A 14,003-nucleotide genomic window follows, 5' to 3' on the forward strand; every position below is an offset into this window, starting at 1 on the left:
CACATAAGCATCTGGAGGGGAACCCAGAAATGAGTCACAACCAGCCGGGCCCGTACGGCGGCCAGCCCCAGCAGCCCGGACCGTACGGCCAGCCCGGCCCGTACGGCCAGCCGCCGCAGGCCCCGCAGCCCGGCTACGGCTACCCCCAGCAGCCCCCGGCCCCCCAGCCCGGCTACGGCTACCCGGGCCAGCCCCCGCAGGGCGGTCAGCCCCCGACCCCGCCCTACGGCCAGCAGGCGCCCTACGGCCAGCCTCCTTACGGCCAGCAGCCGCAGTACGGCGTGCCCCAGCCCCCGGCGCCGAGCGGCGGCGGCAAGAAGGCGGGCATCATCCTCGGCGCGGTCGCGGTCGTCGCGGCGATCGGCGTGGGCGCGTACTTCGTGATCGGCGGAGGCGGCGGCGCGGGCCTGGAGGACGACGGCGCCCACAAGCTCACGGCTCCGGCCTCGCTGCTGTCGAGCAAGTACAAGCGGATGGGCGACTCCAAGGAGGAGAAGGCGAGCGCGAGCGACGAGAAGGACCTCGCCAAGGCGGGAGTCAGCAACGCCACTTCCATCGGCGCCATCTACTCCACCATCGACCTGACGTCCATCGACACCACCGACCCGAGCGAGCTCGCGAAGACGGAGACCGCCGAGAACGTCACGTTCTTCGGCGTCTACGGCACGGTCAAGGACCCCGAGCAGGCCCTCGACATCACCCTCGCCCAGATGAAGTCGGGGTCGGACGACGAAGTGAAGCTGATCGGCGACGCCGAGTCGGTGACTCCCGACGGACTCGACGGCGCCGTGATGAAGTGCCAGCAGGCCGAAAGCACGAACGAGGTCACCAAGAAGACCCAGAAGACCTACATGTGCATCTGGGCGGACTACAGCACCATGGGTGTGGTCGAGCCGACCGCCGGCGCCAAGACGTACTCCCTGGATGAATCGGCAACGATCGCGGCAGGCGTCCGCAAGGAAGCCCGCGTCAAGATCTGAGGACGGCACACCCCTGGGGGAGATCCGCCTCGGGGGCAGCGCGCCCGCCGCGGTCAAGGTGCCGCATCACCGCGCACCGAGGTGACGCGCACCACAGTCCACGCAGGATCACCCGAGCATCACGGCGGGTTACTAACGTGACCATGTCATTCAACGGGTGAAAAGAGGGCGCTGTGCGTAACCTTTACTCCTTAGTGGTCGCGGCATCCGTGGCATCGCTGGCGATACCCGTCGCGGCCACTCCTGCGGCGGCCGCCACCTACGAGAACTCCTGCTTCAGCGCCAACGTCGCCATTGCCGGGGCGAGTGGCGGAGGCCGGTGGAACTACGCAAGCCGGACGAAGTTGGACCCGATGACCCTGTTCGTCACTGACAGGAAGTCGGACGGGCACAGCGTGGGGGTCCGGCTCGTCACCCGGCGGAGCGACGGCTCGAACGCCTACTGGGCGTGGCACCGTCTTTCCGCCGGTGCCGGCAACTCGCAGAGCTGGGGAACGAACCTCACAGACTCGGCAGGTGTCAGGCAAGCCTGGACGCAAGTGGCCGTGTTCGAAGGCGACGCCGTGCTCCAGCTCTGCGTGACGCCTGTGGGAACCAACCAGCACTGGTAGTCGGCGCGGCAGGAAAAGACGAGCGGGCGCCCGGTGGAGATCCACCGGGCGCCCGCTTCGGTCTGTGCCGCGCCTACGCCGTCTTCTGCTCGCCCGGGCCCCGGCCGCCGCGCGCGTCGCGGGGGATCAGGGTCGGGTTGACGTTGGAGAGGACCACGTCCGCCGTGATGACCACGCGGGCCACGTCCTTGCGGGACGGGACCTCGTACATGACCGCCTGGAGGACTTCCTCCATGATGGCGCGCAGGCCGCGGGCGCCGGTCTGGCGGAGGATGGCCTGGTCGGCGATGGCCTCCAGGGCCTCCCGCTCGAAGTCCAGCTCCACACCGTCGAGTTCGAAGAGGCGCTGGTACTGCTTCACCAACGCGTTGCGCGGCTCGATCAGGATCTGCAGGAGCGCCTCGCGGTCCAGGTTGTGGACCGAGGTGATGACCGGGAGACGGCCGATGAACTCCGGGATCATGCCGAACTTGACCAGGTCCTCCGGCATGACGGCCTCGAACTGGTCCTTCGACTCCAGCTCGCGCTTGGAGCGGATCGTCGCGCCGAAGCCGATGCCCTTGGCGCCGGCCCGGGTCTCGATGATCTTCTCCAGGCCCGAGAAGGCGCCGCCCACGATGAACAGCACGTTCGTCGTGTCGATCTGGATGAACTCCTGGTGCGGGTGCTTGCGGCCGCCCTGCGGGGGGACCGAGGCGGTGGTGCCCTCCAGGATCTTCAGCAGGGCCTGCTGCACGCCCTCGCCCGACACGTCACGGGTGATCGACGGGTTCTCGCTCTTGCGGGCGACCTTGTCGATCTCATCGATGTAGATGATCCCGGTCTCGGCCTTCTTGACGTCGTAGTCCGCGGCCTGGATCAGCTTCAGGAGGATGTTCTCGACGTCCTCGCCGACGTACCCCGCCTCGGTCAGCGCCGTGGCGTCGGCGATCGCGAACGGGACGTTCAGCATGCGCGCCAGGGTCTGAGCCAGGAGCGTCTTGCCCGAGCCGGTGGGGCCGAGCAGGAGGATGTTGGACTTGGCCAACTCGATGGCGTCCTCGCGGCTTTGGCCGCCGCCGTTCTCACCGGCCTGGACGCGCTTGTAGTGGTTGTACACCGCTACCGAGAGGGCCTTCTTGGCGGGCTCCTGGCCCACCACGTAGCCCTCGAGGAACTCGTAGATCTCGCGCGGCTTCGGGAGTTCCTCCCAGCGGACCTCGCTCGTCTCCGCGAGTTCTTCCTCGATGATCTCGTTGCAGAGATCGATGCACTCGTCGCAGATGTACACACCGGGCCCTGCGATGAGCTTCTTGACCTGCTTCTGGCTCTTGCCGCAGAACGAGCACTTGAGCAGATCGCCGCCGTCACCGATGCGTGCCACGGTGTGCTTCCCCTTCGCCTGGGAGACGACTGGACGCTTACGAATCCAGCGGCTCCTGGTGCTGCCTTATTCCGACGGTACCTTGCCTGGCCCCCCGTTCGGGCCCCCCTTGGCACGGTTCACTGTGACGTGGACCCTGTCACACCGCCCCGAGGGGGGCCCGAACGGGACGACCCCGTGCGTCAAACGAGCGAGTTGTTGTTCAGCTTGCGAGTGGAGATGATCTGGTCGATCAGTCCGTACGCCAGCGCGTCCTCGGCCGTGAGGATCTTGTCGCGCTCGATGTCCTCGCGGATCTTCTCGATCGGCGTGGTCGAGTGCTTGGCCAGCATGTCCTCGAGCTGCCCGCGCATCCGGAGGATCTCGTTGGCGGCGATCTCCAGGTCGGAGACCTGACCGCGGCCCGTCTCGCTGTACGGCTGGTGGATCAGCACGCGCGCGTTCGGCAGCGCCATGCGCTTGCCCGGCGTACCGGCGGCCAGCAGGATCGCCGCGGCGGAGGCCGCCTGACCCATGCAGACCGTCTGGATGTCGGGCTTCACGAACTGCATCGTGTCGTAGATCGCGGTCAGCGCCGTGAAGGAGCCGCCCGGGCTGTTGATGTAGACCGAGATGTCGCGGTCCGGGTCCATCGACTCCAGGCACAGCAGCTGCGCCATGACGTCGTTGGCGGAGGCGTCGTCGATCTGCACGCCGAGGAAGATCACGCGCTCCTCGAAGAGCTTCGCGTACGGGTCGTACTCACGGACGCCCTGCGAGGTGCGCTCGACGAAGCGCGGGATGACGTAGCGGGATTCGGCACGAGGGCCGGTGTATTCGGCCTCGGTGCGGGCGTAGATGCCGCTGCCGGGGAAGTCGTTCACGGTGTCTCCTGGAAAGAGGACTGAGGCGGTGAGCTGAAGGGGCTGGGTGGGGCACTGACGGCTTCCGGGGCCCGCTGTGACCCGGGAGGCCTCGCGGGATCCCGAGGGGCTCGGAGGGCTCCCCAGGGGCCTCCTCGGAACTCCTGGAGCTTCGGGGGCCGCCGAGGCGGCTTCCCCGGAGGTCCGGGAGTCCGACGAGCCCCTCGAACGTCCCGGACGCTCCGAGAGACTCCGGGACTCCGGGGCCTCAGGTGCTCCCGGGGCCTTCGGAACTCCTCGGGCCTTCGAGGGCTTTCGGGACTCCGCGGAGGTCCGGGGACTCCCGAGGACTCCGGAGGGGCTCAGGGGCCCAGGGGGCAGGGGCTCCGCGGAGCGCCCTGCGCGGCCCTGGTGCCGTCAGTGGTCCTAGGCCGCCCCGGTACCGCCGCCGCCCGGCATGCCGGCCGCGGTCGGGATGACGTCGTCGATGAGGCCGTACTCCTTGGCCTCGAAGGCGTCGAACCAGCGGTCGCGGTCCGAGTCGCGGGTGACCTGCTCGACCGTCTGACCGGTGTGCTGGGAGGTCAGCTCGGCCATGCGCTTCTTGGTGTGCAGCAGCCGCTCGGCGTGGATCTTGATGTCGGAGGCCGAACCCGCCAGACCCGCGGAGGGCTGGTGGATCAGGATCTCGGCGTTCGGCAGCGCGAAGCGCTTGCCGGGTGTGCCCGCGCTGAGCAGGAACTGGCCCATGGAGGCCGCGAGACCCATGGCGATGGTCACCACGTCGTTCTTGATGAACTGCATCGTGTCGTAGATCGCCATGCCGGCCGTGATCGAACCGCCGGGGCTGTTGATGTAGAGGTAGATGTCCTTGTCCGGATCGGCGGCAAGGAGCAGCAGCTGTGCGGTGATCTTGTTGGCAATGTCGTCGTCGACCGGCTGGCCGAGGAAGATGATCCGCTCGCCGAGCAGCCGGTTGTAGACCTGGTCGCCGAGGCCACCACCGATGGAAGGCTCGCCGGCGGCGGAGGGCATCAGATTCGTCACGTATCCACCTGCTCGTCTTACGACGGCGCCGGGCCGTCTCACGTGTACTGCCGGGGGCAACGGAGACTCCCCTGCCCTCGTACTCATGGACCCTAACGCGCGGGTCCCTTCGGGGAATCCCGGAGAGGAGAGTGTTCGCCGGGGGCGTAGACGCGGGGGTCCCGTCCGCGGGCGGCAGCGGACCGTCCGCGGGCGCTCCCGCCCTGTGACGGGATCGTCCCCTCCGCACCGCGACGACCGCGCCCGCGCGCCCCGGGCCGCCGCGCGGAGCGGGCGGCCCGCAACCCGCCCGCGTCCCGGTCCGCACACCGGCCCCTCCCCCCGGGCGGCGGCCCTGCGGCTCCCGCGAATCCCGCGCATCATGCGGCTTCCGTGAATCCTGCGAAGCCTGCGGCCACCGCCGCTCCCGCTGCTTCCACGGCTCACGACAGAAGGGGCCCCGGAGCGCATACCGCCCCGGGGCCCCTCATGTCTGCGTCAGAGGTGACGCGAGGCAGCTCAGGCCTCGGTGTTCTCCTCGGAGGCGGCCGCCTCGGCGGCGCCTTCCTTGGCCTCTTCCTCGTCGTCCAGGTCGATGACCTCGCCGTTGGTGTCCTTCACCGTGGCGGACTCGACGACCGTGGCCAGAGCCTTGCCGCGGGCGACCTCGCCGACCAGGAGCGGAACCTGGCCGCCCTCGACGACCGCCTGGGCGAACTGGTCGGGGGACATGCCGGAGGAGGCGGCACGGCGCATGAGGTGCTCGGTGAGCTCCTCCTGGTTGACGTTCAGCTTCTCGCGCTTGACGAGCTCGTCGAGCACGAACTGGGTCTTGATGCCCTTGACCGCGGCCTCACGGGTCTCGGTGTCGAACTCCTCGGCGGTCTTGCCCTGGATCTCCAGGTACTTGTCGAGGTCGAGGCCCATCTGGCCGAGCTGGTGGTGCTCCAGGTTGTGCTTGCGGGTGTTGACCTCGTCCTCGAGCAGCTTCTCGGGGACGGGCACCTCGACGAGCTCCAGCAGCTTCTCCAGGACGCGCTCCTGGGCCTGCGTGGCCTGGTCGTACTGCTTGGTGTTCTCGAGGCGCTTGCGGCTGTCCGCCTTGAGCTCCTCGAGGGTGTCGAACTCGGAGGCGAGCTGCGCGAACTCGTCGTCCAGCTCGGGGAGCTCGCGGGCGGCGACCTGGGTGACCTTGACGGTGACCTCGGCCTCCTTGCCGGCCGCCGAGCCGCCCTTGAGCTCGGAGGTGAAGGTGGCCTCGCCACCGGCCTCCAGGCCCTTCACGGCGTCGTCGATGCCTTCCAGCAGCTCACCCGAGCCGATGGTGTAGGAGACGCCGCTGGCGACGCCGTCCTCGAGGACCTCGCCGTCGACCTTGGCCTCCAGGTCGACGGTCACGACGTCGCCGTCCTCGGCGGCGCGCTCGACCGGGGAGGTCGAGGCGAAGCGCTCACGGAGCTGCTCGACCGCCTTGTCGATGTCCTCCTCGGACACCTCCACGGCGTCGACCTCGACCTCGATGGAGGAGAAGTCCTCGGGGAGCTCGAGGGAGGGACGGATGTCGACCTCGGCGGTGAAGTTCAGCGTCTCGCCGTCCTTCAGCTCCGTGATGTCGACCTCGGGCTGGCCGAGGACGTCGATCTCGGCCTCGTTGACCGCCTCCGTGTAGAACTTCGGCAGCGCGTCGTTGACGGCCTCCTCCAGCACGGCGCCACGGCCGAAGCGCTGGTCGATCACCCGGGCGGGGATCTTGCCCTTGCGGAAGCCCTTCACCGTGACCTGCTGGTTGATCTTCTTGTACGCCGCGTCGAGGCTGTCCTTGAGCTCCTCGAAGGGCACCTCGATGCTGAGCCGAACCCGAGTCGGGTTCAGGGTCTCCACGGCGCTCTTCACGGTTCGGTCTCCTTGGGGGCTGACTTCTTGGTTTCTGCAGGAGCCAGACCGGCTCCCGCGGATTCGCCGCCCGGAGGACCAACCAGAGGATGAGGCATACGGGCGTGCAGCTTGCATAGTAACGGCAGCGACGACACGCCCCAAAGGCGATCAAGCGAGGTGACCGCGCAGATGGCCGGTGACGGCCGGTGATGGCCGTTCGGTGGTCACCGATGGCCGGGTCGGTGGCCGGTGACGGCCGTACCGGCCGGTTCGGTGGCCCGCACGGCGGCACACGGCCGGTCGTCGGTCGATCATTGGTCGGGGTGGCGGGATTTGAACCCACGGCCTTCCGCTCCCAAAGCGGACGCGCTACCAAGCTGCGCCACACCCCGTCTGGTGCGTCACGTAGGGTACATGCCCGCAGGCCGCCTGACCGCCGCTTTTGCCGACCCTCGGGGCGCGCCGCGACGGACCCGGGAAACGGGGTGTGCGCGGCAGGGCGTCGACCCGCTACGATGCCTGAAGTGCCGCGGTCGCTGACCTGCGGCGCCTTGCGTGCGGGCGTAGCTCAATGGTAGAGCACTAGTCTTCCAAACTAGCTACGCGGGTTCGATTCCCGTCGCCCGCTCTGTACGGCCCGGGCCGGGTCGGAGATCACTTCTCCGACCCGGCCCTCGTCGTGTTCGGGGTGTTCGGGCCGGCGCCCGGACACGCGGGGGCGGGCCTCAGAAGCTGATCGAGTTGATGGTGTCCGCGAGGGAGTCGAGGAAGCGGTTGATCGACGGGGCCATGCCGGTCGAGGCGAGGAAGAAGCCGAACAGGATCGCGACTATCGCCGGCCCCGCCTTGATCGACCCTCCCCGGATGAGCACCACCAGGATGATCGCCAACAGCAGCACCACTGACAGTGAGATGGCCACAACTGATCACACACCCTTGGTCGGTCCGCACTCCCGACACCATCGTGCCACCAACAGGGCCTCCCTATGCGGCCCGTGACACATCATCGCCCGGACCGGTCCGCCCGGGAGGTGGCCGCACAGCAATTCGAGCGGGTGCCCGTACGGGAATTGGGACAGTTCGTTGCCGAGTCCACACAACGCCCGCGCAGGGAATTCGAATTATGGCCACGACCACGTCAACCACGGATACACAACCGGCGTTATGCACCTTTTAGTCGGGATGAATCGTGACATCGAGGTCGTATGTGAACGGCGGCCATCACCCCACGGGCCAATGCGGTGGGCAATCCCCAGGGCAATAACAAGGAATGACCTGGGGCGTTTTACGAATACGCGCGCGCGACGTAGGGTGCCTCAAATGTTCCCCGCCGCCTCGTCTCTCGTTCCGAGTCCCCGCTCGGCCCAGAACCAGAACGATCAGCACGACCCGTCCAGGGACAGATCCGACGGCCGGCCGTCCCCGCGGCCCGCCGCGAAGCGTGACGCGTTCTTCGACAACGCGAAGTACCTGGCGATCGTGCTGGTGGCCATGGGGCACGCCTGGGAGCCGCTGAAGGGCGACAGCCGGGTGCTCACGGCGGCCTACGTGGTGGTCTACACGTTCCACATGCCGGCGTTCATCCTCATCTCCGGCTTCTTCTCCCGCAGTTTCGACGCGAGCCCCGGCAAGATCAAGCGGCTGGTGACGGGCATCGTCGTGCCGTACGTCGTCTTCGAGACCGCCTACCCGCTCCTCAAGACCTACGTCGACGGCGCTCCCCAGGACATCAGCCTGCTCGACCCCTACTACCTGACCTGGTTCCTGTGCGCCCTGTTCATCTGGCGGCTGACCACCCCCGTCTGGAAGCTGGTCCGTCATCCGGTGCCGGTCGCGCTGGGCATCGCCATGCTGGCGTCCGCCACCCCCGGCATCGGTGGTGATCTGGACCTCCCGCGCGTCCTGCAGTTCCTGCCGTTCTTCGTGCTGGGGCTGAACCTGAAGCAGGAGCACTTCGCGCTGGTGCGCCGGCGCTCGGTCCGGATCGCGGCGGTGCCGGTGTTCGCCTTCGCGCTGGCCTTCGCCTGGTGGGCGGTGCCACGGATGAACAGCGGTTGGCTCTACCACCGCAACTCCGCGCAGGAGCTGGGCGTCCCGTGGTGGGTCGGCCCCGTCATGCAACTCGCCCTGTTCGGCTGCTCCCTGCTGCTGACCGCCTGCTTCCTGTCCTGGGTGCCGGGGCGCACGATGTGGTTCACGGCGCTCGGCGCGGGCACGCTCTACGGCTATCTGACACACGGCCTGCTGCTCAAGACCGCCGACTACCGCGGCTGGTTCGACCACCCGGCGCTGCACCGCCCGCTCGGGGAGATCGCCGCCACCGTCGCCGCGGCCGCGGCCGTCACCCTGCTGTGCACCGGACCCGTCCGGAGGGCGCTGCGGTTCGTCGTGGAGCCGAGGATGGACTGGGCCTTCAAGCGGGACGCCGCCGAGCTGGCCCGCGAGCGGGAGAAGCACGAGAAGGGCCGGCAGGCCGCGCGGGGACCGCAGTCCGACGTGCGGGAGCGGCGGGCGGACGCCGCGGGCTAGACGCCCTCGTCCGGCCGTTCGGTGAGGCCGAGGAGTGCGCGCATCCGCGCGTACTTCTCGGTCAGTCGCGTCCGGGTGGGCGCGTCCAGGACCGCGAGCCGCGCCGGGTCCGCGTTGTGCGCCAGGTCCGCCTCCTTCACCAGCAGCGCGCCGGGCGTGGCCAGGATGCGCCCCGCGTAGGCCTCCGGCGTCTCCCCCGCCCGTTTGGTCACCGCCAGGACCACGGCCTTCGTACGGTCGCTCAGCGCCGCCCCGTCCAGCCAGGTCGCGGACAGGGCGTCGTCCTCGACGGCGTCGTGCAGCCAGGCGGCCGCGATCTGCTCGTCGTCGCCGCCCCGCGCGCGTACGCCCTCGGCGACCGCCTGGAGGTGCTCGGCGTAGGGCCGTCCCGCCTTGTCGGTCTGCCCCTGGTGGGCGGCGCGGGCGAGGCTCTCGACCTCGGACAGGGTGAGCATCGTGGGTGGTCCCCCCTCGGGAGTGCCGGGCGCCCCGGCGTGGCTCGGGACGGTTCGGGAGAGCTGTGCGGCAGCGCCGTGGCGAGGGCTCAGGCCAGGGGAGCCGTCTGGGACGTGGGGCCCTCGCGGCAGACCAGCAGCAGGGCGCGGTCGTCGTTGACGTCCTTCGCCACCGCCTCGATCAGGTGCCAGGCGGCGCCCTGGAAGCCGCCGGCCACGTACCGGTCGGCTTCGCCGGTGAGCCGGTCGATGCCCTCGACGATGTCCCGGTCGGAGGTCTCCACCAGGCCGTCGGTGAAGAGCATCAGCACGTCGCCGGGGCGCAGCGAGCCTTTCACCGGGTCGAACTGGGCGCCGTCGTACACCCCGAGGAGGGGGCCTTCGGCGGCCTTCTCCTCCCAGCGGCCGCTGCCCGCGCTGAGCTGGAGGCCCGGCGGATGGCCGGCCGAGTAGAGCTCGTAGTCGCCGGAGTCGAGGTCGAGCACCAGGTGGATCGAGGTCGCGAAGCCCTCGTCCCAGTCCTGGCGGAGCAGATAGCCGTTGGCGGCCGGGAGGAAGGCGTGCGGCGGCAGCGAGCCGAGCAGGCCGCCGAACGCGCCCGACAGGAGCAGCGCTCGCGAACCGGCGTCCATGCCCTTGCCGGAGACGTCCGTGAGGACGACCTCCATGGTGCGGCCGCCGTTCGTCCGGGCCGCGACGACGAAGTCGCCGGAGAACGACTGGCCCCCCGCGGGGCGCAGCGCCATCTCGCGGTGCCAGCCGTGCGGCAGGCTGGGCAGCTTGCTCTGCACCCGGATGCGTTCGCGCAGGTCGAAGAGCATGGTGCCACCGCGCCGCCAGGGCACGCCGACCCGGCTGCGGAACTGGGCGATGAGCAGTCCGAAGAAACCGCATGCTGCGACGACCAGGACCACGCCCGGGGTGACTCTGGACGGGCCCTCCGTGTACGGGCCCAGTTGCACCGACTCCACGATGAGGGCGGTGGCCGCCGCCGCGTACAGGCCGAGCAGGCTCGACGGGCGCAGCAGCAGGCCGCCGGCGACGATCGGCAGGACGAGGGCGGCCGGTGAGCACCACACCGAGTTGGCGAGTGTGGTGACGGCGATCAGCGGGACGGTGAGCAGCAGGAAAGCCAGTGCGATCCAGTCCGAACCGTCGCCCCGGAAGTAGTCCACGGCGCTTCTGCGCACGCCGGTGCGGACCCGGTGCATCAAGTGCTTCAACCGGGCCGTCAACGTCTCGGCTTCCGCGCGCCGCTGTCGTCCTGCTGCCATTAGTTCGGGACCCTATCCATCGAACCCGCCGCTTGGCACGGGAGGTCCCACTTGTCCCCCCTCAGAGGCTCAACTTCACAGTGAACTTCACGGAAAGCGCTCGCGCCCCGAGGAGGGAGAAATTGGCTGGCTCGTCCCGCATCGGACTGCTAGGGATGAGTGCATGACGAGAGAGGCGACGGGCCGTGCGACCTCTTCCGCGGCCGGGCGCCGGGAAAAGCGGAAGGTGCGGGAGATGCGGGAGTCGCAGGAACCACGAGTGCTCCGCCAGGACGAATGGGACGAGTGGTACGACACCCTGCTCCGTGCCTTCGGCGGAATCGGGGAGTCGACCGAGGAACGGGAGCTTTTCAGGGCGCTCACCACGTACGAACGCTCCCTGGGCGTGTGGGACGACGGCCGGTGCGTGGCCACGGCGGGGGCGTACGACTTCCGGCTGACCGTGCCGGGCGGGGCCTCGGTTCCGGCGGCGGGCGTGACGATGGTCGGCGTGAGCGCGACCCACCGGCGGCGCGGTGTGCTGACGTCGATGATGCGGCGGCAGCTGGACGATGTGCGGGCGTGGGGCGAGCCGCTGGCGATCCTCACCGCCTCCGAACCGGCCATCTACGGACGATTCGGGTACGCCGCGGCGACCTTCGGGCTGCACGCCGAGATCGACACCACCCGGGTACGGCTGTCCGTCCCGGACGGCACGGACGACGTACGGCTGCGGTACGCCGACGCCGGCGCGCAGCTCGAGGTGTGCGAGGCGGTGTACGAGCGGACCGTGCCCGCCCGGGCCGGGATGCTGGCGCGCCGGCCGGGTTGGGAGCGGCTGGGGCTGCTCGACCCGGCGAGCGAGCGGGGCGGGGCGTCGCCGCTGCAGTGCGTGCTCGCCGAGCGGGACGGGGAGGTCACCGGGTACGTCCGCTTCCGGGTCCGGCCCGAGTGGCGGGACAGCGGGCACAACGGGCAGGTGCTGCTCCAGGATCTGGCGGGGGTCGATCCGGTGTCGGAGGCGGCGCTGTGGCGGTTCCTGTTCGGGATCGACCTGACGACCTCGCTGAAGGTGCGGGGGCGGCCGACGGACGAGGCGTGGCAGCACCTCGTCTCCGACATCCGGCGGTGCGAGCTGCGGGTGCGGGACTCGTTGTACGTGCGCCCGGTGGACGTGGGCGCGGCGCTCGAGGCGCGGACCTACCAGGCGCCGGTGGACGTGGTGCTGGAGGTCGAGGACGCCTTCTGCCCCTGGAACTCGGGGCGTTGGCGGCTGTCGGGGGACGCCAAGGGCGCGGTGTGCGCGCGTACCTCCGACGCCGCCGATCTCGCCCTGTCCGTAAGGGAGTTGGGAGCGGCGTATCTCGGAGGCGTAAGCCTGGCCTCGCTGGCCGGGGCCGGACGGGTGCGCGAGCTGCGGCAGGGGGCGCTGACGGAGGCCGCGGTGGGATTCGGGGCGGCCACCGCCCCTTGGCTGCCGCACGGGTTCTGACGGGTCCGCGCGGTCAGTTCTTCTGGCAGGTCGGGCACCAGAACAGGTTGCGGGCGGCGAGGTCGGCGGTGCGGACGGCGTCGCCGCAGAGGTGGCAGGGCTGGTGGGTACGGCGGTAGACGTACACCTCGCCGCCGTGGTCGTCGACGCGCGGCGGGCGGCCCATCGCCTCGGGAGTGTGCTGCGGGCGGACGGTGTCGATGCGGTTGTTGCGGACGCCCTCGCGCATCAGGGCGACCAGGTCGGCCCAGATCGCGTCCCACTCGGCCGGGGTGATGTCCCTGCCCGCGCGGTACGGGTCGATGCCGTGCCGGAAGAGGACCTCGGCCCGGTAGACGTTGCCGACACCGGCGATGATCTTCTGGTCCATGAGCAGGGCGGCGATCGTCGTACGGCTGCGGGAGACGCGGGCGTACGCGGCCCGGGGATCGGCGTCCGCGCGGAGCGGATCGGCGCCGAGCCGGGCGTGTATCGCCCGCTTCTCCTCGCCCGTGATCAGGGCGCAGGTGGTGGGACCGCGCAGGTCCACGTAGGAGGTGGCGTCGGCGAGGCGGAGACGGACGGTGTCCGTGGCCGGGGGCGCCGGGGCCGGGCCGAAGCCGACCTTGCCGAACAGGCCCAGGTGGATGTGGATCCACCGGTCGCCGGTGAAGCCGAGGAAGAGGTGTTTGCCGTGGGCCTCGGTGCGGGTGAGGCAGGTGCCGGTGAGGAGGTCGGCGGCGTCGGTGAACTTGCCCTGGGGGCTGGTCACTCGGACGGGACCGCCGGCGAACCGGGCGTAGTCCTGCGCCAGTCGGTGGATCGTGTGCCCTTCCGGCACCGGTGTCTCCTTCTCTTTCCCGCCCTCTCACCCGACCCGGCCGGGTGAGAGGCCACACCCCACGGGGGCTCCGCCCGCCGGCTACTGCTGCGGGTGGTGTGCCGGGATCGCCGGGAGGTCGCCCGTGGTCTCGTACGCCGTGAGCATGTCGATGCGGCGGATGTGACGCTCGTCCTCGGAGAACGGGGTGGCGAGGAAGGTCTCGACGAACTTCGTCGCCTCGTCCTGGGTGTGCATGCGGGAGCCGACGGCGACGACGTTGGCGTTGTTGTGCTGGCGGCCGAGGGACGCGGTCTCCTCGCTCCAGGCCAGGGCGGCACGGACGCCCTTCACCTTGTTCGCCGCGATCTGCTCGCCGTTGCCGGAGCCGCCGATCACGACGCCGAGGGACCCGGGGTCCGCGGCGGTCCGCTCCGCGGCGCGGAGGCAGAAGGGCGGGTAGTCGTCCTGGGCGTCGTAGATGTGGGGTCCGCAGTCGACCGGGTCGTGACCCGCCGCCTTGAGCCATTCGACGAGGTGGTTCTTGAGTTCGAAGCCGGCATGGTCCGAGCCGAGATACACGCGCATGGGATGAGTGTGACATGGGTGTTGCGGGGTAGCAGCGCCGGGTGCCGCGTCCGAAATCCCTGGGCAATCCCATAGAAGCTCAGGAGAACCTCAAGTAACGATCTGGAATCAAAGGTTCCCGAATTCATTCACCTCGGATTCACTGGACCGGCTCGTACGCCCCCACGCACGAAGCAGCTGATTCCCCTCA

General features: G+C 69.7%; 13 protein-coding genes and 2 tRNA genes. 5 read left to right on the plus strand and 10 right to left on the minus strand.

Annotated elements, in window-relative coordinates:
* Window positions 1–29 precede the first annotated feature (29 nt).
* Both J2X68_RS02770 and J2X68_RS02775 read left to right on the plus strand, forming a co-directional pair.
* The gene (locus tag J2X68_RS02770; protein WP_310430772.1) at window positions 30–980 is read left to right on the plus strand and encodes a hypothetical protein; all 951 of its coding nucleotides are present in this window, start codon (window positions 30–32) and stop codon (window positions 978–980) included.
* A gap of 173 nt (window positions 981–1,153) precedes the next feature.
* Window positions 1,154–1,591 carry a hypothetical protein gene (locus tag J2X68_RS02775; RefSeq protein ID WP_310430773.1) on the plus strand — a complete coding sequence of 146 codons (438 nt, stop codon included), beginning with the start codon at window positions 1,154–1,156 and terminating at the stop codon, window positions 1,589–1,591.
* A 73-nt stretch (window positions 1,592–1,664) separates the two neighbouring features.
* Here J2X68_RS02775 and clpX read toward each other — a convergent pair whose 3' ends face one another.
* From clpX to J2X68_RS02800, 5 genes are all read right to left on the minus strand, one after another.
* Window positions 1,665–2,954, minus strand: coding sequence for an ATP-dependent Clp protease ATP-binding subunit ClpX (gene clpX, locus J2X68_RS02780; RefSeq protein WP_020127826.1), 1,290 nt, complete (start codon window positions 2,952–2,954; stop codon window positions 1,665–1,667).
* A gap of 182 nt (window positions 2,955–3,136) precedes the next feature.
* A complete protein-coding gene (locus J2X68_RS02785) occupies window positions 3,137–3,817 on the minus strand; it encodes an ATP-dependent Clp protease proteolytic subunit (protein ID WP_310430774.1) in 681 nt (226 codons plus the stop codon).
* 405 nt (window positions 3,818–4,222) lie between these two features.
* Window positions 4,223–4,831, minus strand: a complete 609-nt coding sequence (locus J2X68_RS02790) for an ATP-dependent Clp protease proteolytic subunit (protein ID WP_057574659.1) — start codon at window positions 4,829–4,831, stop codon at window positions 4,223–4,225.
* 510 nt (window positions 4,832–5,341) lie between these two features.
* Window positions 5,342–6,715: a trigger factor gene (tig, locus tag J2X68_RS02795; RefSeq protein WP_310430775.1), complete on the minus strand. Its 1,374-nt coding sequence runs from the start codon at window positions 6,713–6,715 to the stop codon at window positions 5,342–5,344.
* Between the two features lie 297 nt (window positions 6,716–7,012).
* Window positions 7,013–7,089 (minus strand) — tRNA-Pro (locus tag J2X68_RS02800).
* A gap of 165 nt (window positions 7,090–7,254) precedes the next feature.
* Between J2X68_RS02800 and J2X68_RS02805 the strand changes: the two genes are divergently transcribed.
* Window positions 7,255–7,325, plus strand: a tRNA-Gly gene (locus J2X68_RS02805).
* Window positions 7,326–7,422: 97 nt separating this feature from the next.
* Here the strand turns inward: J2X68_RS02805 and J2X68_RS02810 are convergent.
* The gene (locus tag J2X68_RS02810; protein ID WP_030779494.1) at window positions 7,423–7,617 is read right to left on the minus strand and encodes a hypothetical protein; all 195 of its coding nucleotides are present in this window, start codon (window positions 7,615–7,617) and stop codon (window positions 7,423–7,425) included.
* A 400-nt stretch (window positions 7,618–8,017) separates the two neighbouring features.
* Between J2X68_RS02810 and J2X68_RS02815 the strand changes: the two genes are divergently transcribed.
* A complete protein-coding gene (locus tag J2X68_RS02815; protein WP_310430776.1) occupies window positions 8,018–9,226 on the plus strand; it encodes an acyltransferase family protein in 1,209 nt (402 codons plus the stop codon).
* On the opposite strand, the gene J2X68_RS02820 is transcribed toward J2X68_RS02815, so the two are convergent.
* On the minus strand, window positions 9,223–9,681 hold the full coding sequence (locus tag J2X68_RS02820) for an HD domain-containing protein (RefSeq protein ID WP_310430777.1): 459 nt from the start codon (window positions 9,679–9,681) through the stop codon (window positions 9,223–9,225). The two genes, J2X68_RS02815 and J2X68_RS02820, sit on opposite strands and share 4 nt — an antisense overlap.
* Before the next feature lie 89 nt (window positions 9,682–9,770).
* Window positions 9,771–10,955, minus strand: coding sequence for a PP2C family protein-serine/threonine phosphatase (locus J2X68_RS02825; protein ID WP_310430778.1), 1,185 nt, complete (start codon window positions 10,953–10,955; stop codon window positions 9,771–9,773).
* Window positions 10,956–11,190: 235 nt separating this feature from the next.
* On the opposite strand from J2X68_RS02825, the gene J2X68_RS02830 reads away from it, so the two are divergent.
* Complete coding sequence (locus tag J2X68_RS02830) at window positions 11,191–12,426, plus strand: GNAT family N-acetyltransferase (protein ID WP_310430779.1); 1,236 nt, start codon at window positions 11,191–11,193, stop codon at window positions 12,424–12,426.
* A 13-nt stretch (window positions 12,427–12,439) separates the two neighbouring features.
* On the opposite strand, the gene J2X68_RS02835 is transcribed toward J2X68_RS02830, so the two are convergent.
* On the minus strand, window positions 12,440–13,246 hold the full coding sequence (locus tag J2X68_RS02835) for a DNA-formamidopyrimidine glycosylase family protein (RefSeq protein WP_310430780.1): 807 nt from the start codon (window positions 13,244–13,246) through the stop codon (window positions 12,440–12,442).
* 81 nt (window positions 13,247–13,327) lie between these two features.
* Complete coding sequence (locus tag J2X68_RS02840; protein ID WP_310430781.1) at window positions 13,328–13,813, minus strand: ribose-5-phosphate isomerase; 486 nt, start codon at window positions 13,811–13,813, stop codon at window positions 13,328–13,330.
* Window positions 13,814–14,003 lie beyond the last annotated feature (190 nt).

Origin of the sequence: Streptomyces sp. 3330, from assembly GCF_031456635.1 — a bacterium.
GTDB lineage: Bacteria > Actinomycetota > Actinomycetes > Streptomycetales > Streptomycetaceae > Streptomyces.